The organism is Ruegeria sp. HKCCD4884 (genome assembly GCF_013110855.1).
Classification (GTDB): Bacteria; Pseudomonadota; Alphaproteobacteria; order Rhodobacterales; family Rhodobacteraceae; genus Ruegeria.
In genome coordinates this window covers 38,093-60,709 of sequence record NZ_WVRJ01000009.1, presented here as the reverse complement: position 1 = coordinate 60,709, position 22,617 = coordinate 38,093, and the positions used below count along the sequence as shown (strand labels likewise).

Sequence of the window (22,617 nt, the reverse complement as noted above, 5' to 3'; positions counted from 1 at the left end):
CGGCTGGCCCTGTTACAAAACGTAACGGCTCAGGTCTGCGGACTTGGTCAATTCACCAAGATTGTCACTGACGAATTGCGCATCGACAGTGATCTCCGTTCCGGCCTTATCCGGTGCAGCAAATGAGAGGTCTTCGAACACCCGCTCCATCACCGTGTAAAGCCGGCGCGCGCCGATATTTTCAACGCTCTGGTTCACGTCTGCAGCAATCCTAGCCAGTGCGGCAATGCCGTCTTCAGTAAAGCTGACCGTGACCTCTTCGGTCCCCATCAGGGCGGTGTACTGTCTGGTCAGGGCGTTGTCGGTTTCGGTTAGAATGCGCACGAAGTCCTCTTCGGTGAGCGCACGCAGTTCAACGCGGATGGGCAGACGGCCCTGCAGTTCTGGCAGAAGGTCCGAAGGTTTGGCGATGTGGAACGCGCCTGAGGCGATGAACAGGATATGGTCGGTTTTTACCGGGCCGTGTTTGGTGCTGACGGTGGTGCCTTCGATCAGAGGTAGCAGGTCGCGCTGCACCCCTTCGCGGCTGACATCGCCACCGCGCGCGTCCGAACGGGCGCAGACTTTGTCGATCTCATCAAGGAAAACGATCCCGTTTTGCTCGACCGCCTCGAGGGCAACCCGATTGACGGTTTCGTCATCCAGCAGCTTGTCGGCCTCTTCTCCGATCAGCGCGTCATAGCTTTCAGCGACCGTCATGCGTTTCTTAACGGTTCGTCCGCCAAACGCCTTGCCGAAAATGTCACCCAGATTCATCATGCCCATCTGACTACCCGGCTGCCCGGGAATGTCGAACATCGGCATCGGGTTTGAAGTGTCGGAGAGCTCCAGCTCGATCACCGTGTCGTCCAGTTCTCCGGCTTTTAGTTTTTTACGGAACATCTCGCGCGTGCCTTCGCGGGCGTCTTCGCCTGCGATTGCGGCAATCACACGATCTTCGGCGGCCTGATGCGCGCGCGCCTTAACATCCTCGCGCATGTATTCGCGGGTCTGGACAATGGCTGCATCCGCCAGATCACGAATGATTTGCTCGACATCTCGACCGACATAACCAACCTCGGTGAACTTGGTGGCCTCGACCTTGATAAAGGGCGCACGGGCCAGTTTGGCCAGACGTCGGCTGATCTCGGTCTTGCCGACACCGGTCGGGCCGATCATCAGAATGTTCTTGGGGTAGACTTCGTCCCGAATGTCATCGGCCAGCTGTTTGCGCCGCCAACGATTACGCAAGGCAACGGCCACCGCTCGTTTGGCATCCTTCTGGCCAATAATAAAGCGGTCCAGTTCCGAGACAATCTCGCGCGGGGTCAGGTCGGTCATGTGTATTCAATCCGGTTGTTTCGAAACGGAACCTAATCATAAGACGGGAAAACACAAGCTGATCACGGAAAACTCACGCCAACTCACGGGGTGCACACGGAAATTCGTGCCGATGTGAATCGCCATGGGTGCAGCACGTACGGCATAGTTTTTGCGACGGGCAAACCTGCCTGCATCTATCAATGGAGATATCAAATCATGATGACTCGTCGATCGCTTTTTGTGAAAGCTGCTGCCACGGGCGCAGCGCTCACCCTGGCCGGTACCACGACTGCCCTGGCCGGCGGCGCCAAAAAGAAAGGCTCGTTCGAGGGTCGCTCGAACCACATCACCACCGGTTCGGTGAAACTGGTCAAGGATGGCGACCGTTACATCGTTGAACTGGGCGAGGACTTCTCGCTGGACAACGGCCCCGACCCGCGTGTCGCATTTGGTAAGGATGGCAAATATGCCCCCGACAGCAAACTGGGCGCACTGCTGCACCTAACCGGCAAGCAATCTTATGCCGTGCCGCCGACCATGGATGTGTCGGGTTACAACGAAGTGTACATCTGGTGCGAAGTCGCCGGTGTGCCGCTGGGCGTTGCATCGCTGAAGTAACCACTCAGGTCAGAGGCCGACCCCCCCGGCCTCTGACAAGCCTTAACGCGCTTCGGCTTTAACTTGCGACGTGAATACCCTGCCACGCTTCCGGCGTTCTCGGGACTTTCGCGTCGCAGTTTGATTCAGATAAAACCCGAAACGCTTTAGGTAACAGAGCAACTGTCTGTTACACTCGCCTCAAGGTATTGGAACCGGGGGCGTTTTTAATGACCAAGATTGCCAAGATCACCTTATTGTTCGTGGTATTTGTCGACCTGATCGGGCAAGGGCTGGTCTTTCCGATCATCAACTCGCTCATCATGGAGACCAAGTCCGGGTTCCTGCCAGACAGCACACCAGTGGGGCGACGCCACTTTTATTATGGTCTCGTGATTGGATGTTTCTTCCTGTCCTGGTTTCTTGGGGTCGTTTACGTCTCCAAAGTCTCGGATTCCATCGGGCGCAAGAACGCGCTGTTGGTCTGTCTGGGTGGAGCACTGGTCGGTTATGCACTGACCATCGCGGCGCTTTACATGAATAGCCTGTTGCTGCTGATCGTCGGGCGCTCGATCACCGGGTTCACGGCTGGCAACCAGCCCATCGCGCAGGCGGCGATGATTGATGGCAGCACCGATGCGGCCGACCGCGACCGCAACATGGGCTATATCGTGACCGGCGTCAGCTTTGGTCTGGTGGGCGGCCCGATTATCGGAGCGGTCCTGTCCGACGCGGCCTTGTTGGGCAGTTACGCAACCCTGAAAACCCCGTTCTACGGCGCATTTGTTCTGGTTCTGATTGCCATCTTCCTGGTCACAACCTTCTTCAAGGACACCCGGACCGAGCGCGAACCCTTTGTATTCCGCCCACGTGATATCACCGACAGCCTGATCGCCGTGCGTGGGCATCCGATGGTTCTGAAAATCCTGCCGGTTTACGCATTCTTCATGATCGCCAACGTCACTTTCTATGTTTTCGTCGACAACTTTCTGACGAGCGCATTTGGATACGGTGTGATCGGTGGCAGCATGGCCATGGTGGTGATCGGCTTTGCGCTGGCGTTCTCGAGCACTTTCCTCGTCAAGCCGGCACAAGAACGTTTCAGCAAACACCAGATCATCTATACGTCTCTCATCGTGATGGTGATTTGCGGCCTGGCCTTTGCCTTCAGCCCCAGCGGTGTGCTCAGCTATGTGCCGGTCTTCTTCTTCTACTTCCTGTTCGGTGTCGCATATCCAACCATGCTGGGCCTGTTCTCGTCCAGCGTCAGTGAGACGGACCAAGGCTGGGTCATGGGCGTGACCACGGCGGTCTTCTGTCTGGCGGGTGGGATTATGTCCCTGATCGGCGGCGGGTTGATGAGCATCGACATCCGCGTGCCTTACTACATCGTGGTCATCGCCGCGATCTTCGGGTTGATCGGAATGCACCGTCGCTGGAAAGGGAAAGAGATCAAGGCGCTGTTAGCCTGAAATGGTTTCAACTGTCAGATTGCCGTTTGTATAAACGCAAATATCGGCGGCAATCGCCATGGCTTCGCGCGCGACCTGCTCGGCTTCTTTGTCGCTGTCCATCATCGCGCGGGCCGCGGCCAGTGCAAAGTTTCCGCCCGATCCGATGGCCGCCACGTTGTGCTCAGGCTCCAGCACGTCCCCTGCCCCGGTGATGACCAGCAGATCCTTGCCGTCGGTGACGATCAGCATCGCCTCAAGCTTTTGCAGGTATTTGTCGGTGCGCCAGTCCTTGGCCAGTTCGACCGAGGCGCGCGCCAATTGGCCGGGTGTGGCCTCAAGCTTGGCTTCCAAACGTTCCAGCAGTGTGAAAGCATCTGCGGTCGATCCGGCAAAACCTGCCACAACCTCGAATCCGCCGGGCGACAAACGGCGCACTTTGCGGGCCGTTCCCTTGATCACGGTCTGACCGAGGCTGACCTGACCATCACCGGCTATGACAACCTGACCGTTCTTTTTGACGCCAATGATCGTCGTGCCGTGCCAACCGGGAAAGTCGTTATCTGCCATGATCGTCTCCGTTTTCGCTGGCGGTATATATGGGCCGGGTAAGGTGTTGGCGCAACCCGTTCTTAAAGTGCCCAAAAGATATGCAGAAAATGCAATCCGGGGTTACCAGACCAGCAATTGTGAGTCCAAGCGCGCGGGATTACATGAGGCTTACAACCGACAACGGGTCGGCTGTTTCACATCTAAGGACTGCGCACATGGCAACCACAGCTAACATTCATGCGCCGCTCGGAGCAGCTACCATCCTGCACGTGGCGGACGCGTTCTCAAACGTCGTCAAATCTGTTGCGAAATGGAACGACGCACGTAAAACACGGAACCTTCTGTCGGAGCTCAGCGACGCACAGCTGGAAGACATCGGTCTGACCCGCGAAAGCATCGCAAATATCTGATCCTTCGTCTGGATTACCGAATTGGAACAGCCGCCCGGAACCCCGAGCGGCTTTTTCTTTGTCAGCTTTGTACGTATTTCCCCGACAGGTCGGGTAGGAATGCTTCGACCGCTGCGGTTGCAACCACGTGTTTAGTGCCGGCCTCGTTATCCATCACGTCCAGCCCGCCTTTGACCGCGCGTACTTCGGCACGGCCCCGCGGCAGATCGGCAGCAACCAGATCACAATCCACCTGATCAGGCTTTTGGACACCAATGGTCACGCTGACACGCATTTGGGAATGATCAATGCCCAGTTTGGAGAACAGTGTGATTGATGAATGATGCAACGCATCCTGCACCGCGCGGCGCGCCGCTTTGGTATAATCCTGACCGTATAGGTCGTTGCCCGTTCCCATCTCCAGAATGATGCGTTTTTCACTCATTGCGCGGGCTCCATGTCAAAGGAAACGATCAGGGCAGCGTTTGCGATGACCGTGCACTTGTCCCCATGTGGCTTTTCGATATCCAGCCCACCTTTGGTGACGGTGATATTCGGCTGGCCATAAGGAAAGATTGCCTTCAGCGCGTTAGTGTTCACCTGATCTGGTTTCTGCACCCCGATTTCGGCATCGATGATCATTGCCTCTTTAGGAAACCCGAACAGTTCGGCCATGTTGACCGAGTTGTGCCACAGCGCATCCTTGATCGCCCGCAATGACGCCTCGGTATAGTCCATTCGGCGCAGGGATGTACCCATCCCAAATTCAACAAGAACCTGCGTTTTTGCCATTGGTTTCTCCAACATATGCAACAAAAAAGGCGCCCCGATCTGAGGCGCCTTTGAAACGTTCTGCTAGGACCAGATCAGATGGATTCGTCGATCCAGCTTTGCAGCGCGGCCTTGGGTGCTGCACCTGCGCGGTTGGAAACAACCTGACCGTCCTTGAAGATGAACAGCGCGGGGATACCGCGTACGCCCATCGCAGCGGCAGAGTTCGGGTTGCTGTCCACATCCACTTTGGCGATTTTCACCTTGTCGCCATACTCGGCGGCCAGCTCTTCCAGTGCGGGGCCGATTTGCTTGCAGGGGCCGCACCATTCTGCCCAGAAGTCCACGACCACGGGAACGGTCGAGTTCTTGACTTCGGCGTCAAAGGTGTCGTCGGTAACGGCTACGGTCGACATATTCTGTCTCCTGAATGGGGTAAACTCGGGAACAGAACGTAGGTGCCGCGTGGGGTAAGGTCAAGGTGCCCGAGCGCGGGTCAGGGCATCCGTCACAAGATCGTGTGGCAACCACATGAGGTTCGCGGTTCGGGTCCAAAGAATGGCGGTTCGAATGCTGCGGTCAGGATAGATCTGAGCAAGCGCCTGCGCATAGGCCCCCATTTGGCGTAACAGGCCCTCAGGGCAGTCTTCAACACGATATGGAACAGTTGCATTTGTTTTGAAATCAATCACTTGCACGTCCGTATCCGAAACGACCAGCCGGTCGATGACCCCATGCATGCGCTGCCCATTCAAATCTGCGGTTACTGGAACTTCGGCCAGAGTTTCAGGTGCAAAAACATTCCTCAGCGATTCAGCCGTCAGAACCCGGGTGGCTTCGGTCAAAAGCTCTTGCCGGTCTGTGTCTTGCGTATCCGGTAGCAGCCGTGCGCAAAGTTCGGGCCAAATCTCCGGTTCAGGTATCGGCAAGTGTTCCAGCAGCAGATGCAGACGTGTTCCACGCAGTTTCGCAGCGTCTTCATCCAAACCGACATCACCGGGCAACGCTTTGGCTCCACCCAGATCCGAAGGGCTGAGCGCGCTTACAGGCTCAATCGGCTCAGGTGCCGGGTGACGATACATGTCCGGCAAATCGACCTGCTCGGCGACCGTTTGAGGCTGATCGACCAAAGGCAGCGCATCCCAATCCCCGTGAGACAGGCGGCGAATGTTGGAACCCGGCAGCTGCACGGCTCCGGCCCTCTCCATCGCTGCCTCGACCATTTGATACCAGCTGTTGCCGTCTTTCCCCAATTCGCCGGCTGCGGCCAGGATTAACCACTTTTCGGCCCGTGTTAGAGCCACATATAGCAACCGGAGCCGTTCATTTTCCTCACGCGTGCGCGCCTCTTCCCGCGCCTGTGCGATCAGTTTGGGCGAGACATCTGCCGACACTTTCCACAGCGGAATGCCTTCGGTCACCATGATCTCGGCATCGCGCGGTGCCTGGCGTTTGCCGGTATCCGGCAGGATCACGATCGGAGCTTCAAGACCCTTTGATCCATGCACGGTCATTACGCGGATCATATTGCCCACACCGCTCATCTGCCGTTTGATTTCCAGATCGTCGGTTTGCATCCAGACCAAAAACCCGGTCAAGCTGGGGATATCGGTGCGCTCATAGGCCAGCGCCTGAGACAGCAACGCATTGATGCCGTCTTCCGCTTCGGCCCCCAGGCGGCCCAGCAATTTGCGCCGCCCGTCATGGCGGGTCAGAATGCGTTCGATCAGGTCATAGGGGCGCAAAAAGTCGATCTGGCTGCGCAAATCGTTCAAAATGGCGAGCGTTTCGGGAAACTCCTCAGCCCGGTTGCGCAACGCAGCCCAGAGGAATTGTTCCTGCCGCCGGTGCGCCAGATCGAAAAGCTGCTGTTCAGACCATCCGAACAAAGGGGATTTCAGAACCGTTGCCAATGACAGGCTGTCTTCGGGCGTGGCCAGAAAGCTCAGCAGCGCGGCGAGGTCTTTGACCGCCAGTTCAGCGCCCACCTTAAGCCGGTCGGCCCCGGCGATGGGCAGCCCGGCTGATTTGCAGGCGCGGATGATTTCGGCGAACAGGTCTGACCGCCGCTGCACGAGGATCAGGAAATCCCCCGGCTTCACCTTTCGTCTTACAAACGTGCCGTTCTTATCATCCTCAGGGATCGTTTCGCCCCGTTCGATCATGGCCTTGATCGATTGTGCAACCTGCTCGGCCAGAATGACGGTATGGTGCCGCGCACCGGGGCGATCCACCGGATCGGTCCAGTCGCCTTCCTCGGCCTCTTCGACCTTTTCCACGACAGGCCAAAGATCAACCCGGCCCGGCAGGTCAGCTTTGAAGGCGCGGTGCAGGCTGTCCTTGTGAAACCCTGCCTCGATCCGGTTTTCAAAAAGAATATCGACCAAAGACAGGATGGCGCTGGAGGAGCGGAACGAATATTCCAGCGTCATATCCCAAAGTTTAGAGTCTGATTCAGCCAGTTTCCGGCCAAACTCCTCTTGCATCCGATCAAACGCCTGCGGGTCGGCGCCCTGAAAGGAATAGATCGACTGTTTCTTGTCGCCGACCACAAAAATAGTGCGCTCAACCCCGGATCGGGCCCCTTCCCCGCTGGTGAATTCCTGCGCCAGCTTCTCGACCACGTCCCATTGGTCCGGACTGGTGTCCTGTGCTTCGTCCACCAGAATATGGTCGATGCCGCCGTCTAACCGATACAGCACCCATTCGGCCACCGCCGGGTCATTCAGCACTTGCCGCGCGCGCAGGATCAGGTCGTCGAAGTCCAGCCATCCCCGCAATTGCTTGCGTCGCTCGTACTCTGGCAAGAAGGCTGCGGCAAAGCGGTGCAGGACGGCGGTTTTCTGTGCCGCGACCAAGGCAAGGCGCTGTTCGCGCGCGGACTCGACCCGCAGCATGAAGGATTCCAATTGCGGCATCCGGTCGGCCAGTTCGCCCTCGCGCAGGGGTTTGGTCGGAAACCCGTTGATCTTGGCGGTGAAAGGCTCTTTTGCGCCTTTCCCGGTCAGCAGCACGCTTTCCAACATAGGCAGATATGCCAATCGGGCCTCAGTGAACCCGGCCAGCTTCACCGCTGCTTTGGCATTGTTGCCGCCGCTTTCTGTCAAAGCGGTCCGCATGGACTGGATCAATTCGACTTCGCCGCCCAGAAACACCCGCTCGGCCAGGGCCGTTTCGTCAAAGCCATCCGGAAGATCGAACCGTTTCAACAGGTCGGACCAGCCCAATGGCAGTGCAAACAGGTTGCGCCTGTGCGTGATCGCGGCGGTCAATTTGTCAAAGCCCGTATCGGTCACGAACCGGGCTACATCTTCAATCAACCCGGCCTGCGGGCCTTCGGCGAAATCTTCGACGATTTCTTCCCGCAAAAGCGCTGCTGCGCGGTCTTCCATTTCGGAGAACTGTGGGCTGACCCCAGCCTCCAGCGGGAACCGCCGCAGCAAAGAGGCGCAGAACGAGTGAATGGTCTGGATCTTCAGGCCACCCGGCGTTTCGATGGCGCGGGCAAACAAAGTGCGGGCTTGCGCCAATCTGTCCGAGTCGATGTCGCCGGGCACGCCCAGATCGGTCAATTGCTCCAAAAGAGCAGCATTTTCCAGCATTGCCCACTCACCAAGGCGCTTGAACAATCTGTTCTGCATCTCGCTGGCGGCCGCCTTGGTATAGGTCAGGCACAGAATGTGCTGCGGTTGGACCCCGCCCAGCAACAGGCGCGCCACGCGGTCGGTCAGAACCCGCGTTTTACCCGACCCCGCGTTAGCCGCCAGCCAGGTTGAGGCATCCGGTCGCGCCGCCTGCACTTGCCGTTCGGTTGCATCGTTTCGCGGGCTCATTTCAGGTCCTCAGGGCAAGTTTCAGCGGTTCGGTCCCATTCGCCGAACCGTGCCAGATGATCATAGTCGCCGATATCTGTGTCTTTGTGCAGCATCCGGCGGGATGAAAACCCCTGATCAGGCTCTAAATAAGCTGAAATCAGCTCTTTCAGCTCAGCAATAACTTTATCGGTCGGCTCTTTGATCAAGGGTGCGGCAACCTCTTTGTAACTGCCGCCCATGCCGATGAAGATGGCTTCGGCCACGTCTATCGGGTCAATGCCTTCGATACCGCCCTGCTCGGCCATGGCCGCCTCGATCAGCAGCTGTTTGTCGAACTTGGATTGCTGACTTTCTGTGGGCGGCGCGCCGGTTTTGTAATCGATGATCCGCAGCGCGCCCCGGCTGTTGCGATCAATCCGGTCCGCACGTCCGACGATGGTAAAATCCAGAGGATTCAGCACCAGTTTCATAGCTGCTTCAAACGCTATTGGCCCGCCGTCACCCCGGCGCGAGAGTTCAGCGCTCAGGAAGTCGTCTGCGATCCGTTCCAACCGGGCCAGCCAGAGTTTGCGGGCGGTGGGCCAGGCCACATGCTGGTCCAGAAGGCTGTGCGCCCGCTTGAGGAAATTCTCACGTGTCAGCAAAGCGCTGTCGAGAACGCTGTCTTTAACGAAATGTTCAAGGATTTCATGGATCACGATGCCCCGCAGCAAGGCATCGGGAGCCTGCACCAAGGGGTCAAGCGGTTTCAGGCGCAACACGTGTTTGGCATAGATCGCATAAGGATCGCGGATCAGCCGCTTGATTTCGGTCACTGACAAACGACGTGGCCTTGCAGCGACCGGCGGGCGTGGCGACGGGCGAGGCGCGGGTTCAATGCACGGCGCTTCTTCCAAAGCTTCTGACCAGTCCAGCCAGCGCTGACCACGCGCACCCATTTCTTCCAGAGCGTTGCGACCGCCCTGCTCCGGCAACCCTAGCAACAAGTTTGTCAGCCGGTTGAGCCAGCGCGACGGCACCGTTTCCGCGTCATCCGAGCGGGTCGCGCGGGTCAGCCAAACCTCGGGCGCGCCGACGGCTTGCTGGAAATCATGTGCCGACAAACCGATCCGACGTTCAGGCAGCAGCAACCCGGCCTTGTCGCGCATCTGGCGGTTCAGCCACGGATCTGGCGACGGGGCCTCGGGCCAGCTTCCTTCATTCAAACCGCCCAGAATCAGCAGGTCGGCACCTTGCACTCGCGCCTCAAGGGTACCCCAGATCATGATATGTGGATGCGGGGCATCGCGATCACGAACCTCTTCGCTGGCCAAAAGCGCGCCCAGAAAATCGGCAAAATCATGTGCCGTCATCGGGCCACCATGCTGCGCTTCATCTCTGAGAGAGTTCACGACCGCCAGCGCCTTTTGACCTGCGTTTTTGTCCCAAAGCGTGCCGGTTTCACCTGTGCTGCCAGCCGAGATCGCTTCGGCCAGTGTAGTCAGCCGGTCTACCCAGTCGGAAATATGCAGCTCGCCGCTGATTTGCTGGTCGCAAAAGTGATGTACGACCCATTTGACCCAGCTTTCAGGTGCTTCTTTGCGGATCGCAAATGCCGTCAGGCTGATCGTGTCAGGAAAAGGTGGGCCATGGCGACGCAGATCCAGTTCCAGATCACGTGTGTGCAACAGATGAGTGCCACGCTCACCCCCGTCATGGCACAGCGGTTGTTTCAGCAGCGTCAGCAACGCCTCGCCTTCAAGGCGGCGCGTGAACAGGTTGGCCACATGGCGCAGAAAACGACCGGGCGGTGAGAGTTGCAGAGGCAAGCCCGCACTGTCATCCGGTAGGATATTCCACCGATCCAGTGCGGCGCTGACCTGACGGGTCAACATGCGATCCGGTGTAATCAGGGCAGCGGTTTGACCGTCTTCAGCGGCTTGTCGCAGGCGCAAGGCGATGGCCAAAGCTTCGGCGCGGGGCGATTGCGCCTCGACCAGGGTCAGGTCCTTGGTTGCGCTTTCCAGGTCGGTCAGTTCCGGCCCTTCGGTCATCCAGGCGTCAGTTACCGGCGCTGGGCGTAAAGCGAGCGAAACCAAACGGTTGCGCGCGCGTGAAGGCGAGGACAAGTCAGTCCATGCAGCAACCTGATCAGGCGCAAGATCCAGCGCGCGCATCAGTTTGTGGAACCGGTATTGTGGGTGGTCTTCCGATGTCAGCGCATCGTCCAACCCCTGCCAAACGTGGTCTGGCTGGTCGAAATCATAACCCGGCAGGACCAAGGCCCCCTGTGGCAGACGCGCGATGGCCTCCATCAACATAAGCGTTGTTCCGCGCGACCCGGTGGAGCCTGCCAGAATGACTGGGTGCTGCGGAGGATTCTCCTGCCAGCGCGCGATCAGGTTTTCGACAACGCGGCGTTGGCGGGCTTGCGCATCCATCGCTTGTGCGCCGGTATCGATGAAGTGGTCTGCAATGCCAATGAAAGCCTGCGCTCGTGCCCAATGCCCCGACATGTCGCTGACATCCAACTGCCGAATGGCCTCGGGCGACACACCTTCGCCCTGCATTTCATCAATGAGGGCCGCCAAGCTGTCCGAGAGGTCGAAGACCGAAGAGCGCGCCGCCAGATCCGGTTGCTGTTCCAGCAGTTTGGCCACCAATTGCGTCAGTTCCAGACGCCGCCGCAGGGGTGGAATGGCAGGGGGAATCTTTGCCAAATCAACGCTTTCCCCCAAATCCGTGACCAGCGACAGGCGTGGCAGCAGGCAGGGCGGCCCTTGATTGAACAGCTCGCGAACGCGCCGTTCCATACGCCTTGTATTCAGAACCAATTCCACCCGCGCCAAAGCTTCCGGCGGGCCAGAGCAGCGCTGCCGCAGGCCATCCACCAGTGCTTTTGGGAAATCTGTGCCGGGCGGCACAGCAAAGACGCGGGGCAGGGTGCTGGGTTCAAACATCTGTCAGCAGACCTTCGGCCAGTGCGATCCCTTCGGGGCGACCGACGTCACACCATCGCCCCGGATACTCTATAGCAAACAGGCGATTTTGATCGTGCATTTGGTTCCAAAGCAAGTTTAGCGAGAACGCGGATTGCGGGAACGCGTGCAGCCCATCTGTTTTGACAATCTGCGCGCCCCCATAGACCAAACCCGGCCCGCGCGTGATACGCCCGTCCGCGTCGGCCGAGAAATCTCCGTCCCCCGTGTGACCAGTGGCTTGGGCAATAGGAACACACATCAAAAGCGCATCCATACGGGTCGGATCCCACGCTTTCTGCAACAGGGTCAGAGGGTTTGGGCCAGACCAGATGGCGTCGGTGTTCAGCGAGAAAACGGGGTCGGTGCCCAACAAGGGCAGGGCGGCCCTTAATCCGCCGCCCGTTTCCAGAATCTCTGGCTCTTCGCGTGAGATTATTACCCCTTTGGGGTTGAGATGCGCATACAGCTGATCGGCATGGTAATGCACGTTCGCCACGATGCGCACAGGGTCAAGTTCGTAAACAAGATCCAGCGCATGATCAATCAGAGGGCGCCCGGACACGTTGATCAACGGCTTGGGACGGTCCTTGGTCAAAGCGCCCATGCGCGTGCCAAACCCTGCTGCAAACAGCATCACGCCAAAGGGTGAACCGGTCATTGCACCCTCAGCTTGTTCAGGTTTTCGGGGGTTGGGCTGGGCAAAGCCTCGTGCAGCAATGGTGCGATCGACACCAGGGCCGGATGATCCAGATCGCGCATCAGATGGTCCCAGACCGCTGGTATCATGTCCACGTAGTGCGGTTTGCCAAAGCCCGTGGCAAGGCGCGCGAACACACCTAAAATGCGCAGGTTCCGTTGTGCGCCCAGCACGCTGTAAGCGGTGCGAAAATCGTGATCGTCCATGCCAGAGGCCGCAATATACCGATTGATCATCTGCATTTCGACCCCGGGAGAGACCTTGCGGCGAATGTCCTGCAGCAGAGAGACCAGATCATAGGCGGGATGTGCCAGAACGGCTGATTGGAAGTCCAGCAGGCCAACGCGTTTTAACCCGTCGCGATCCGGGAGCCAAATCAGATTTTCCGCGTGATAGTCCCTGAGCGCGACCACTTTCGCACCTGATGTTTCGCGGTGCAGAACATCCGCGAAACGGTGTTCAAACCGGCTTAGTGCGCGTGCGTCGTAAGACCCCACAATTCCGGCCGCGTAACTTGTAAAGGCCAGCGTGCACAGTTCGGTCATCAGCGGCGGGTCAAAGGATGTCAAAGACAAAGACGGCGCTTGATGCAGGTGCAGCAAAACGTCTGTTGCCGCTTCATACAAAACACGTTCTTTCGAAGGATCCTTTGCCAGCACCCGGCTAAAAAGATCGTCACCCAGATCTTCCAGCAACAGAAAGCCGTATTGCGCATCTTCTGCGTAGATCTCAGGCGCGCTCAGGCCAACCGAACGCAGGTAATTCCCGATGCGCACAAAGTCCTCGACATCCTCGCATTTTTCAGGTGGTGCATCCATCAAAACGGCCGTTTGTCCACTGGCCTGATCGGTCAGCCGTTCGTAGCGGCGGTCCGAAGCGTCGCCCGCCAGCGGTGCACGGGTGGCATCGGCCCATTGGGTTTGAGCAATCAGGGCCTCGGCAAGGATCGTCCTGTTTGTCATCCGAAGGTCTCCAGTTTCTTTGTCCATTTCGGATCAAGCCATGACAGGGTCAGATGGCGCATGCCTTCCGTGTTAGGGTCTGTTTCAAAGGTCAGTTTCAAAGCTGCATCTGGGGTAAGTGGACCAAGTTTGTCAGGCCACTCGACAAGGCAGATAGCGGTTTCGAAAGCGTCAATCAGGCCCAGTTCCTCAACCTCGTCTACTGCACTAAGACGATAGAGATCGCTGTGCCAGATTTCACCAATTGGCGTATCGTAGACCTGCACCAAGGTAAACGTGGGTGAGGGGACATCTTCGGGCTCGGACATGAGCGATTGAATAAGCGCGCGCGCAAAATGTGTCTTACCGCTGCCGATCTCACCTTCCAACAACACGACATCGCCCGATTGCAGGTTTGCACCAATACGCTCGGCGAATTTGGCGGTTTCTTCGGGGGACTGAAACGTCAGGGATCGCGGCTTTGTCGTCATGGCGCCACCATGGCCTTGCGTCTGACGGGCTGCAACCCGGTTCAAGCGCTGATCTGTTCTATCTGCTGGATTTTCGACGGGATTCTAGAAATGGAAAAACGAACTATGGTCGCGCCGTTCTGGAGCGGAGTGACCGTGCATTGAATAGGGGTACCGGTTCTCAAATGAATTTCAGCCGTCCATTCCGCCCGATCATCACGCATTTCCAAGAAATCCCTGATCTCGCCCAGGATCGGGGTTGCAAGACAGAGATCCTGCCAGCGTCGTGTGACATCTGTGGCCGTGTCAGTTTGAAAACCGGCATCTTCTGCATCACCCCAAAGTTTTTGATACGCGTAGTTGGTCAATGCCAGGGTGCCGTCATCTGCAAACACGGCAATTCCATCTGCAAGCTTGTCCAGTATGGACTGCATAAGGTCCATTTCAGACCGAAAGCGGCGCGTCAGGGTGATCTCGGCTGTGATGTCCTCAAATAAGAACGCCACGGCCCCGTCGGGATGTGGTCGACCACTGACCGAATAGACCGAACCGGATGGGAGCGACCATGTCTCGTGATAGTTTCCATCTTCTGCGGCTTCGAGAAGGTCATTCATCTGGCGCCGCCAACTGCGATAGTTCTTGGGTTCGGGCATCATGTGCTGATCCCGAAGGCGGTCGAAAAAGCTGCTTAGACTCGGACGACAGCTTAGAAAATCTGGCGGTAGGGTGGTCAGGTCGATCAAAGCTGGATTGAACAGTGCAAGCTGCCGGTTGCGATCGAAAATGGCCAAGCCGATTGAAAGCTGCGCAAAGGTCTTGGTCATCGTCTGGACAAACTTGCGCTGGGCGGTTTCTGCTTGGACGATGGCGTTGATGTCGACGGCATAACACAGGTAGCCGGACGCGTGTTCTACCTGAGTCAGATCGAACCAAAGCTTGTAACTGCTGCCTGAAACTTCAACAGACACTCTGGTCTTTCCAACGGACCGTTCCTCGGGCGTTGAAGGGAATAGGGGGTCGGTCAGGTCGGTGTCCTGATCGCGAGCTTTGCGCACGAGTGCGACATAGGCGGCGTTGCACCATTGTACCCGGTTGTTCTGACCCAGCAGCCACACTGGGTATGGGGCCTGATCCATGGCCAGCCGGGTTGGATCGTTCTGCGCTTCTGACCCTGCGGGCTTGGCCTTGGCAGCTTCACGCAGGCGGACACGGACAATGCCGTCAATCCACTCGCAAAGAACATCGCGCTCGACAGTGCAGTCGATAGGAGACACCACAACATATCCCTTATCGCGCACAGCGCCCGGAGATTCCGGAAAGGTCGGGAAATCCCTTTGTAGCAATCGGCGCAAGTCGGTCCAGTTTCTCACATGTTCGAAACCTGCCAGGGCGATGTCGGAATGGCTGATCAGCCTTTCTTCGTCGAACAGAAACACTGCGTCAAACAATGAAGTGTTTGAAAATAGCCCAAACGCATGGTCCCTTTGCGCACGACGCGGTAAGAGCCACTGAACGGCAAAACAGCCCGAGACAATGCTGATCGCGGCCAAAATGATCCAATCGGCCATTGTGTTCCCCAAAGCAGACTCCAACCCGCTTGAACTATGAGCAGGATTGGTTAACGGTCTCTTAACTCACACTTGAATGCGTTCGTTCAGACCCGATGGGACAGGCGTATCGCCCTTTTGTGCGTCAATCAGCTTGCGTGGCCAGGAGACTTTAACAATGGCGCCTCTGCGAGCAGGGTCGTCAGTCAGGCGTTGATAGGGATCAGCGCCATTGGCGAACTCCAATTCGGCACCACTGCGTTCCAGCAAGGTTTTGGCGATGAACAGGCCAAGGCCCATGCCTTCATATTCGGGGCGGGCCTTCTGGTCCGTTTCTGCCCGCCTGCGTCGCATAAAGGGATCACCGATGCGACCAATCATATGAGACGGATATCCGCGTCCGTCGTCCATAATACTGACGGTGATAAGGTTGTCGGTCCATTCAGCCTCGACCCAGACATTGTACCGTGCAAAATCCACTGCGTTCTGAATCAGGTTTCGCAATCCGTGGATGATTTCAGGCTTTCGCAGGATCGAAGGCTGTTGCACATCCCCGTCCTGCGCCGGCCCTTCGTAAAAGTGGACCTCTTTGCCGCGACCGACATGTGGTTCTGCGGCCTCATTCACCACGGTCGAAAGCGGGGCCTGCCGCAAATGAAGGTCGTCCTTACCAGCCCGGCCCATGTCCCTCAGAATGTCCCGGCACCGGTCGGCCTGCTCGCGGATCAAAGCGGCGTCTTCCTTGAGGTCGGGGTGGTCGTCCAGTTCCTCGATCAGTTCCGCGCTGGTCAGTTTGATTGTCGCCAGCGGCGTGCCCAACTCGTGCGCGGCGGCCGCAACAACGCCACCCAAATCAGTCAGCTTCTGTTCACGCGCCAGGGCCATGTGCGTCGCAGCCAAGGCTTCAGACATGGACTGAACCTCAGCGCTGACGCGGTGGGAATAGGCTCCGATAAAAACAATAGCGATGACAATCGCGGCCCAATTGCCAAACAGAAGAATATCCGGAATATCCAGAACCAGCCCCAGGCTGGTGCGCAGCGGCAGATGGAACTCGGCCAGCAGGGTCGTCAGCACAATCGCCACGGCCCCAACGATCAGGGTCGAACGCGTGCTCATGACATTGGCCGAGATCGTGACTGGCCCCAACAGCAGAAGTGCAAACGGATTGTTCAGCCCACCGGTCAGGTATAGCAATATGGACAGCTGCAAGAGGTCAAACAGAACCATCAAAAAGTTTTCAAACTCGGTCAGACGCTTGTTCTGTGGGAACAAAAGGATGGCCGTCAGGTTGCCCATGACCGAAATGCCGATGGCCAGATAGCACAGGCCCAGCTGCAACTGCACATCGTAATATTGCTGGGCAACAGTAATGGCTGTGAATTGGCCAATGATGGCCACCCATCGCAACAGGATCAGAGTGCGCAGGCGAATCCAGCTGCTCCGTTCCTGGCCGCGCCAAAAAGTCTGGTTGGATTCTGCCATCGGTTCCTTATGTCCTGTTGCAAAGGCTGATCATCTTGATAGGTGTCCCGGCCGAAACGATCAACAACCCCCTTGTGACCGGAACACTGAAATGACCCGTCTATACGCAATTCTCGCAACTGTTGTATTGGCAATTGGCCTTGGGGCCATGTGGCTTTTGACGCGGGGCAGCGGTTCTGATGACCAGTTTGCGCAGTGCCGGTCCAGCCAGATCGCAGGGGGAGCGGCCACTATCGGTGGGCCGTTTGAGCTGGTCAATGGCAAGGGCGAAACGGTGACTGACGCAGATGTGATCACCGAGCCGACGCTGGTTTATTTCGGTTACACGTTCTGCCCGGATGTCTGTCCTTTTGACATGTCGCGCAATGCTGACGCCGTGGATATCTTGGCCGAGCGCGGGTATTCCACGACGCCGCTGTTCATTTCAATCGACCCCGAACGTGACACGCCAGAGGTGGTGGATGACTATGCCTTCAACCTAGGGGGCAAGACCATCGCGCTGACAGGCTCGCCCGAGCAAGTGAAGGCGGCAAGCAAGGCTTACAAGACCTATTACAAGGCGCATGACAAAAGCGACGAGTACTATTTGGTCGATCACTCCACCTTCACATATCTGGTCACGCCCGAGCATGGTTTTCTTGAATTTTTCAAGCGCGATGACACGGCCGAGCAAATGGCGGACAAGGTCGGATGCTTTTTGGATCAGGCCGCTTCGTAACAAGGTTGTTTGACCTTTGTTCCCGCGCTGCTATTACTCATGTTCAAGCCAACGGCATGAAATAGCAGAAAGACCTAAGTATGGCAGACAGTTCTCAGCTTGATATTGGCCCTGATAAATCCCTGCTTCTGGTGGATGATGACGAGCCGTTTCTGAGACGTTTGGCCAAGGCCATGGAAAAGCGTGGGTTCGAAGTTGAAACCGCCGGATCCGTCGCAGCAGGCCGCGCTATTTCTACTGCACGCCCCCCGGCTTATGCCGTGGTTGACCTGCGGCTTGAGGATGGCAACGGCCTGGACGTGGTTGAAGTGCTGCGCGAAAAACGCCCGGACAGCCGGGTCGTGGTTCTGACGGGCTATGGCGCAATTGCGACTGCCGTGGCCGCCGTGAAGATCGGTGCTACAGATTATCTGTCCAAACCCGCCGATGCGACTGACATTACCAACGCGCTGCTGGCCAAGGGCGATGAACTGCCGCCGCCGCCGGAAAACCCCATGAGCGCAGATCGCGTGCGCTGGGAACACATCCAGCGGGTTTATGAGCTATGTGATCGGAACGTCTCGGAGACGGCGCGACGGTTGAACATGCACCGCCGGACGTTGCAGCGGATTTTGGCAAAGCGCAGCCCCAGATAGAGAAAAGCCGTTGGGTTCGGTCCGATCAGGGTCCTCTTCGGAGGATCCAAATTAGGGCTGCGCGTCAGGATTCGGATAAATGAACCCGTTCACCGGGTACAAGCTGCCATATTGACCCGGAAGGCTTTCGACCCGTACCAGCGTCCAGTCATTGTTTTTGGACACGTCTCTGACGCCCATCTTCAATGACACTTTGTTGCGGTGCCAATTGGCGTGGTTCACGATGACTTCGCGCTCGGTGACAACATCGGATACGACAGCCACATGGCCAAGTGGCATCCCGCGTGTTGCCCGAAACGACATGACAGAACCAACAACCGGCTCGTTGCCCCGATCAAACGCACTGCGCGCCTTGCCCCACCAATCCTTGGCGTTTCCACGAATTTCGATACCGCTGAGGTTGCGCGCATAGGGCACGCACCACACCCTTTGCCCGCGGGACTGCTTTTGCGAGACCTCGCGTAGCGCCATCAACTGACGGTCCGGGTCAAGCTGCGCATCGGTTGGGCCGTGGGCGCACGCAGAAATCAGACTCAAAAACCCCACCGCAATTGCGGCTCGGGTTGTGCCGGACAAACGCGGCCAATTCGTGTCTGTTTTGCGTATGCCTGTGTTCAAGAATCTTCACTGCCCATTCGAAGACATGTGAGTTTTAGGGCTAACGTGCGGGCTGTGAAAAGAGGTCTGCAAATACGCGGCAAGATTTCGCCGGTTCTCTGTTGCGTCGTTAAGACAATAGCGGGTCCCGAAGACGACTAAAAAACCGAAGTGTTTAATACTGAGCTTGGGTAGTTCGTCCGAGACGACACGATGTCTGAACATGCATCGTCGGACGTTGCAGTGGATTTTCGCAAAGCGCAGCCCGCGTTAGGGGCGTCTTTGTCTTAGCACACAGACCAAAGCGCTGACTGATCTTTGTCACGGTTGATTTGATTGGCACGGAACGTGAGCACAGAGCTGTTGGGCGAGATGCGCGTACCCGAGTGCATTGGGATGCAACCCGTCTGATGTCCAGTCGCGGACGTTATCACCGTATTCAAGTGGCGGTGCGAGAAAGGTACAGGTCTTCATGTTTGCACAGGCTTGTTGTGCAGCAGCGTTAAAAGCGGATCGGAACGCCTCGTTCTCGGGCGTCCAGGTTGCGTCTTTAACGGGCAGAACAGCGCTCCAGATCAATGTGTTGGCGGGTGCAAAAGTGTCCGCAAGCTGCGCGACAAAGCCCGGAACCTCTTCCAAGGGAGTGTTAGTCATTGCATCATTGACGCCTATCGCCAGATACCAGACCGGAATATGCGCTATGAGTTCTGGGTTAACCCTTGCAATCAGACCCGGCGTTGTGTCACGGCTAATCCCCAGGTTCAGAGAGTTTTTGACCACGTTACTGGTCAGCCACCCTTCAATGATGGAATCGCCGATAAAAGCGATTTGAATATCGGGTGAAGCCAATGCCTGAGAAGTTGGCCGTTCGTGCAACCAGACCATACGCTTGTAGTGATTGGTTTCAGTTACGGGAATGGAAGCTCCGCTGAATTTGCGGATTGTTTTTGAAAGGTATCCGGTTTTGATCAAAACGGCAGTAAGAGTCAAAAACAGAAGCAGATTAGTGAGCAGTAGAAGCTGGATTCCCATCTGTTTCTTCATCTCTTTACCACCATTTGTCGCTCGAACCGCCTGCTACAGCTGTGACAGCAGGTCTTCATGCCGTGCGGTATAAGCTTGCCGCACCTCAATTGGCGGGCGCAAGGTAATCGTCAGTCCTTCCATTACTGCTTTGTCCGGACGACCAAAAAACTTGGTGGCCTCGGCCTCTGAAAAGCCCGCAATCTGCGTCGCCTCCATCCATGCGCTGATCTTGTCTGCCTTCTTAATCTGCCGTTTCACCGTCTTCGGAACTTCGGCAGGCAAGCCGAACCGGATGTGGATCGCCGCCGCCAGACGGTCATCCAGTGCGCCATAATCCGGGCCGACGGCGGATTTGACCGGCGAGATCATGTCGCCGATCACATATTCCGGCGCATCGTGTAACAGCGCGGCCAGCCGCCATTTGATTGGCGCTTTGGGCGAAATTCGACCAAATATCTCTTCTACCAGCAAGGAATGCTCGGCCACGGAATAGGCAAAATCACCATTGGTTTGACCGTTCCAGCGCGCCACAAAGGCCAGTCCGTGCGCGATATCTTCGATCTCGATATCCACTGGGGTCGGGTCCAGCAGGTCCAGCCTGCGGCCTGACAGCATCCTCTGCCATGCTCGGGGTTGTGTTGCCATTTTGCCATGCCTTGTGAAGTCGGACACATAAAAATCGTATTTTTCTGCTATGATGTACCTGTCAGGATCACTAGCTGCCAACGTTTTCTTGAGCGTTCGTGCTTTGAAACATCACCACTCGATCCCGACATTAAAACCGAGGGGGGCACACGCTTCTCCCGGTGTGCTCCTCTCGCAAGCGAAACGCGATACGAAAGGAGTTCGCCATGTTCAAGCGTTTGTTCGCCATTACATTGACCTTTGGTATGGCTGCCACAGCCCCACCTGCTTTTGCCCAAAACTGCGCAGAGCGAGAATCGATCATCACCAAATTGCAGGAAAGCTACGCCGAGGAATTGGCCTTTGGTGGCTTGCAAAAGACGCGCGGTGCGCAATCGGTGATGGAGGTTTGGACCTCGAAGAAAACCGGTAGTTATACCGTTCTGGTCACCAATGCGAATGGCATCAGCTGTATTGTTGCCGTTGGCACGGATTTTTTTGAAGCAATACCAAAGATAAAAATTGACGGCACCCCAAGCTGACATCAGCCCTTAGCCTTCGGTTTCAACTCATCGACATTGCCACCTGCCCCAAGGAATGCTAGGGGCAGCCGGGACTGAGTAAAACCAGAAAAATGGAGCGCCTGATGGCTGGGGACTATATCGTTAAGGACATTTCACTGGCCGGGTTTGGTCGTAAGGAATTGGACATTGCTGAAACCGAAATGCCGGGGCTGATGTCCCTGCGTGCAGAATACGGTGAAAGCAAACCTCTGAAAGGTGCGCGTATCGTTGGATCGCTGCACATGACCATCCAAACTGCCGTTCTGATCGAAACGCTGGTGGCGCTGGGCGCGGATGTGCGCTGGGCCTCGTGCAACATCTTCTCGACCCAAGACCACGCGGCTGCTGCGATTGCTGAGGCCGGTATTCCTGTTTTCGCCATCAAAGGTCAGACGCTGGAAGAGCATTGGGATTATCTGGACAAGTCCTTCCTGTTCGACGAAGGCCCGAACATGATCCTGGATGATGGCGGCGACGCGACGCTTTACATCCTGCTGGGTGCTCGCGCTGAGGCGGGTGAAGACATTATCCCTGTTCCGGGCTCGGAAGAGGAAGAGGTGATCAAGAAGCAGATCGCCAAACGCATGGAAGCATCGCCGGGCTGGTTCACCAAGATGCGCGACCAAATTCAGGGTGTGTCCGAGGAAACCACCACTGGTGTGAACCGCCTGTATCAGCTGGTGAAAGACGGCCACCTGCCGTTCCCTGCGATCAACGTGAATGACTCGGTCACCAAGTCGAAATTTGACAACAAATACGGCTGCAAAGAGTCGCTGGTCGACGGCATCCGCCGCGCCACTGACACCATGATGGCCGGCAAGGTTGCCGTGGTTTGCGGTTACGGCGACGTGGGCAAAGGCTCGGCCGCTTCGCTGCGCGGCGCCGGTGCCCGCGTGAAGGTCACCGAAGTTGACCCGATCTGCGCCCTTCAGGCTGCGATGGACGGTTTCGAAGTCACCCTGTTGGAAGACGAAGTTGCCAGCGCGGATATCTTTATCACCACCACCGGCAACAAGGACGTGATCCGCATCGAGCATATGCGCGCGATGAAGGACATGGCGATCGTTGGCAACATCGGTCACTTTGACAATGAAATCCAGGTTGCCAGCCTGAAGAACCACAAATGGACCAACATCAAGGAACAGGTGGACATGATCGAGATGCCTTCGGGCAACCGCATCATTCTGCTGTCCGAAGGCCGTCTGCTGAACCTCGGCAACGCCACTGGGCACCCCTCGTTCGTGATGTCGGCATCCTTTACCAACCAGGTTCTGGCGCAGATCGAGCTGTTTACCAAAGGCGATCAGTACAACAACGAGGTCTACATCCTGCCCAAGCATCTGGATGAGAAAGTGGCCCGCCTGCACCTGGATCGCATCGGCGTGAAGCTGACCCAGATGGACGCCGATCAGGCTGCCTATATCGGTGTGAAGCCGGAAGGTCCCTACAAGCCGGAACACTACCGCTACTAAGCGCT

Annotated in this window: 21 protein-coding genes and 2 pseudogenes; 8 read left to right on the top strand and 15 right to left on the bottom strand. The window is 57.1% G+C overall.

Annotated features, from left to right (window positions below; all coding sequences use genetic code 11):
- Positions 1-12: 12 nt before the first annotated feature.
- Positions 13-1,320 (bottom strand): ATP-dependent protease ATPase subunit HslU, encoded by a 1,308-nt coding sequence (hslU, locus tag GS636_RS14175; RefSeq protein WP_171092764.1) that lies wholly within the window; start codon positions 1,318-1,320, stop codon positions 13-15.
- Between the two features lie 198 nt (positions 1,321-1,518).
- Between hslU and GS636_RS14170 the strand changes: the two genes are divergently transcribed.
- Complete coding sequence (locus tag GS636_RS14170; protein ID WP_171092762.1) at positions 1,519-1,920, top strand: DM13 domain-containing protein; 402 nt, start codon at positions 1,519-1,521, stop codon at positions 1,918-1,920.
- 209 nt (positions 1,921-2,129) lie between these two features.
- Positions 2,130-3,371 carry an MFS transporter gene (locus tag GS636_RS14165; protein ID WP_171105754.1) on the top strand — a complete coding sequence of 414 codons (1,242 nt, stop codon included), beginning with the start codon at positions 2,130-2,132 and terminating at the stop codon, positions 3,369-3,371.
- On the opposite strand, the gene hslV is transcribed toward GS636_RS14165, so the two are convergent.
- Positions 3,363-3,920 carry an ATP-dependent protease subunit HslV gene (gene hslV / locus GS636_RS14160; protein ID WP_171670014.1) on the bottom strand — a complete coding sequence of 186 codons (558 nt, stop codon included), beginning with the start codon at positions 3,918-3,920 and terminating at the stop codon, positions 3,363-3,365. The genes GS636_RS14165 and hslV overlap by 9 nt on opposite strands.
- A gap of 197 nt (positions 3,921-4,117) precedes the next feature.
- Between hslV and GS636_RS14155 the strand changes: the two genes are divergently transcribed.
- Positions 4,118-4,312, top strand: coding sequence for a DUF1127 domain-containing protein (locus GS636_RS14155; RefSeq protein ID WP_171092756.1), 195 nt, complete (start codon positions 4,118-4,120; stop codon positions 4,310-4,312).
- Between the two features lie 61 nt (positions 4,313-4,373).
- Here the strand turns inward: GS636_RS14155 and GS636_RS14150 are convergent, their stop codons facing one another.
- From GS636_RS14150 to regB, 10 genes and pseudogenes are all read right to left on the bottom strand, one after another.
- Positions 4,374-4,736, bottom strand: a complete 363-nt coding sequence (locus GS636_RS14150) for a Lin0512 family protein (protein ID WP_171184710.1) — start codon at positions 4,734-4,736, stop codon at positions 4,374-4,376.
- On the bottom strand, positions 4,733-5,083 hold the full coding sequence (locus GS636_RS14145; RefSeq protein ID WP_171670011.1) for a Lin0512 family protein: 351 nt from the start codon (positions 5,081-5,083) through the stop codon (positions 4,733-4,735). The genes GS636_RS14150 and GS636_RS14145 overlap by 4 nt, the downstream gene beginning before the upstream one ends.
- Positions 5,084-5,157: 74 nt before the next feature.
- Positions 5,158-5,496, bottom strand: a pseudogene (gene trxA, locus GS636_RS14140) (thioredoxin); the annotation flags it as partial.
- 42 nt (positions 5,497-5,538) lie between these two features.
- Entirely contained in the window at positions 5,539-8,895 is a 3,357-nt protein-coding gene (addA, locus tag GS636_RS14135) for a double-strand break repair helicase AddA (protein ID WP_171670009.1), read from the bottom strand.
- The gene (addB, locus tag GS636_RS14130) at positions 8,892-11,816 is read right to left on the bottom strand and encodes a double-strand break repair protein AddB (protein WP_171670006.1); all 2,925 of its coding nucleotides are present in this window, start codon (positions 11,814-11,816) and stop codon (positions 8,892-8,894) included. Before addB ends, addA begins: the two co-directional genes overlap by 4 nt.
- Positions 11,809-12,495, bottom strand: a complete 687-nt coding sequence (locus tag GS636_RS14125; RefSeq protein ID WP_171670004.1) for a nucleotidyltransferase family protein — start codon at positions 12,493-12,495, stop codon at positions 11,809-11,811. The genes addB and GS636_RS14125 overlap by 8 nt, the downstream gene beginning before the upstream one ends.
- Positions 12,492-13,496, bottom strand: coding sequence for an aminoglycoside phosphotransferase family protein (locus tag GS636_RS14120; RefSeq protein WP_171670002.1), 1,005 nt, complete (start codon positions 13,494-13,496; stop codon positions 12,492-12,494). The genes GS636_RS14125 and GS636_RS14120 overlap by 4 nt, the downstream gene beginning before the upstream one ends.
- Positions 13,493-13,966 carry a tRNA (adenosine(37)-N6)-threonylcarbamoyltransferase complex ATPase subunit type 1 TsaE gene (gene tsaE, locus GS636_RS14115; RefSeq protein ID WP_171669999.1) on the bottom strand — a complete coding sequence of 158 codons (474 nt, stop codon included), beginning with the start codon at positions 13,964-13,966 and terminating at the stop codon, positions 13,493-13,495. The genes GS636_RS14120 and tsaE overlap by 4 nt, the downstream gene beginning before the upstream one ends.
- Before the next feature lie 41 nt (positions 13,967-14,007).
- Positions 14,008-15,513 (bottom strand): PAS-domain containing protein, encoded by a 1,506-nt coding sequence (locus GS636_RS14110; RefSeq protein WP_171669996.1) that lies wholly within the window; start codon positions 15,511-15,513, stop codon positions 14,008-14,010.
- Positions 15,514-15,579: 66 nt separating this feature from the next.
- Positions 15,580-16,977: a sensor histidine kinase RegB gene (regB, locus tag GS636_RS14105; RefSeq protein WP_171092738.1), complete on the bottom strand. Its 1,398-nt coding sequence runs from the start codon at positions 16,975-16,977 to the stop codon at positions 15,580-15,582.
- 91 nt (positions 16,978-17,068) lie between these two features.
- Here regB and GS636_RS14100 point away from each other — a divergent pair, with 91 nt between their 5' ends.
- Both GS636_RS14100 and GS636_RS14095 read left to right on the top strand, forming a co-directional pair.
- Complete coding sequence (locus GS636_RS14100) at positions 17,069-17,695, top strand: SCO family protein (RefSeq protein ID WP_171184727.1); 627 nt, start codon at positions 17,069-17,071, stop codon at positions 17,693-17,695.
- An 80-nt stretch (positions 17,696-17,775) separates the two neighbouring features.
- Positions 17,776-18,330 carry an ActR/PrrA/RegA family redox response regulator transcription factor gene (locus GS636_RS14095; RefSeq protein ID WP_050604676.1) on the top strand — a complete coding sequence of 185 codons (555 nt, stop codon included), beginning with the start codon at positions 17,776-17,778 and terminating at the stop codon, positions 18,328-18,330.
- A 51-nt stretch (positions 18,331-18,381) separates the two neighbouring features.
- On the opposite strand, the gene GS636_RS14090 is transcribed toward GS636_RS14095, so the two are convergent.
- Complete coding sequence (locus GS636_RS14090) at positions 18,382-18,876, bottom strand: CHAP domain-containing protein (RefSeq protein WP_371732110.1); 495 nt, start codon at positions 18,874-18,876, stop codon at positions 18,382-18,384.
- Between the two features lie 250 nt (positions 18,877-19,126).
- Between GS636_RS14090 and GS636_RS14085 the strand changes: the two are divergent.
- Positions 19,127-19,201: pseudogene (locus GS636_RS14085) on the top strand (two-component system response regulator); the annotation flags it as partial.
- 47 nt (positions 19,202-19,248) lie between these two features.
- Here GS636_RS14085 and GS636_RS14080 read toward each other — a convergent pair.
- Entirely contained in the window at positions 19,249-19,971 is a 723-nt protein-coding gene (locus tag GS636_RS14080) for an SGNH/GDSL hydrolase family protein (protein WP_171669994.1), read from the bottom strand.
- Positions 19,972-20,004: 33 nt separating this feature from the next.
- Positions 20,005-20,598, bottom strand: a complete 594-nt coding sequence (locus tag GS636_RS14075) for an HD domain-containing protein (RefSeq protein ID WP_171184731.1) — start codon at positions 20,596-20,598, stop codon at positions 20,005-20,007.
- A gap of 206 nt (positions 20,599-20,804) precedes the next feature.
- Here GS636_RS14075 and GS636_RS14070 point away from each other — a divergent pair, with 206 nt between their 5' ends.
- Both GS636_RS14070 and ahcY read left to right on the top strand, forming a co-directional pair.
- Positions 20,805-21,119, top strand: a complete 315-nt coding sequence (locus GS636_RS14070; protein WP_171092729.1) for a hypothetical protein — start codon at positions 20,805-20,807, stop codon at positions 21,117-21,119.
- 104 nt (positions 21,120-21,223) lie between these two features.
- The gene (gene ahcY / locus GS636_RS14065; RefSeq protein WP_171093342.1) at positions 21,224-22,612 is read left to right on the top strand and encodes an adenosylhomocysteinase; all 1,389 of its coding nucleotides are present in this window, start codon (positions 21,224-21,226) and stop codon (positions 22,610-22,612) included.
- Positions 22,613-22,617: the final 5 nt, after the last annotated feature.

Excerpts from the sequence above, each read along its gene's own strand:
- hslU (WP_171092764.1), bottom strand. The coding sequence starts at position 1,320 with ATGACCGACCTGACCCCGCGCGAGATTGTCTCGGAACTGGACCGCTTT.
- GS636_RS14170 (WP_171092762.1), top strand. The coding sequence starts at position 1,519 with ATGATGACTCGTCGATCGCTTTTTGTGAAAGCTGCTGCCACGGGCGCA.
- GS636_RS14165 (WP_171105754.1), top strand. The coding sequence starts at position 2,130 with ATGACCAAGATTGCCAAGATCACCTTATTGTTCGTGGTATTTGTCGAC.
- hslV (WP_171670014.1), bottom strand. The coding sequence starts at position 3,920 with ATGGCAGATAACGACTTTCCCGGTTGGCACGGCACGACGATCATTGGC.
- GS636_RS14155 (WP_171092756.1), top strand. The coding sequence starts at position 4,118 with ATGGCAACCACAGCTAACATTCATGCGCCGCTCGGAGCAGCTACCATC.
- GS636_RS14150 (WP_171184710.1), bottom strand. The coding sequence starts at position 4,736 with ATGAGTGAAAAACGCATCATTCTGGAGATGGGAACGGGCAACGACCTA.
- GS636_RS14145 (WP_171670011.1), bottom strand. The coding sequence starts at position 5,083 with ATGGCAAAAACGCAGGTTCTTGTTGAATTTGGGATGGGTACATCCCTG.
- addA (WP_171670009.1), bottom strand. The coding sequence starts at position 8,895 with ATGAGCCCGCGAAACGATGCAACCGAACGGCAAGTGCAGGCGGCGCGA.
- addB (WP_171670006.1), bottom strand. The coding sequence starts at position 11,816 with ATGTTTGAACCCAGCACCCTGCCCCGCGTCTTTGCTGTGCCGCCCGGC.
- GS636_RS14125 (WP_171670004.1), bottom strand. The coding sequence starts at position 12,495 with ATGACCGGTTCACCCTTTGGCGTGATGCTGTTTGCAGCAGGGTTTGGC.
- GS636_RS14120 (WP_171670002.1), bottom strand. The coding sequence starts at position 13,496 with ATGACAAACAGGACGATCCTTGCCGAGGCCCTGATTGCTCAAACCCAA.
- tsaE (WP_171669999.1), bottom strand. The coding sequence starts at position 13,966 with ATGACGACAAAGCCGCGATCCCTGACGTTTCAGTCCCCCGAAGAAACC.
- GS636_RS14110 (WP_171669996.1), bottom strand. The coding sequence starts at position 15,513 with ATGGCCGATTGGATCATTTTGGCCGCGATCAGCATTGTCTCGGGCTGT.
- regB (WP_171092738.1), bottom strand. The coding sequence starts at position 16,977 with ATGGCAGAATCCAACCAGACTTTTTGGCGCGGCCAGGAACGGAGCAGC.
- GS636_RS14100 (WP_171184727.1), top strand. The coding sequence starts at position 17,069 with ATGACCCGTCTATACGCAATTCTCGCAACTGTTGTATTGGCAATTGGC.
- GS636_RS14095 (WP_050604676.1), top strand. The coding sequence starts at position 17,776 with ATGGCAGACAGTTCTCAGCTTGATATTGGCCCTGATAAATCCCTGCTT.
- GS636_RS14080 (WP_171669994.1), bottom strand. The coding sequence starts at position 19,971 with ATGAAGAAACAGATGGGAATCCAGCTTCTACTGCTCACTAATCTGCTT.
- GS636_RS14075 (WP_171184731.1), bottom strand. The coding sequence starts at position 20,598 with ATGGCAACACAACCCCGAGCATGGCAGAGGATGCTGTCAGGCCGCAGG.
- GS636_RS14070 (WP_171092729.1), top strand. The coding sequence starts at position 20,805 with ATGTTCAAGCGTTTGTTCGCCATTACATTGACCTTTGGTATGGCTGCC.
- ahcY (WP_171093342.1), top strand. The coding sequence starts at position 21,224 with ATGGCTGGGGACTATATCGTTAAGGACATTTCACTGGCCGGGTTTGGT.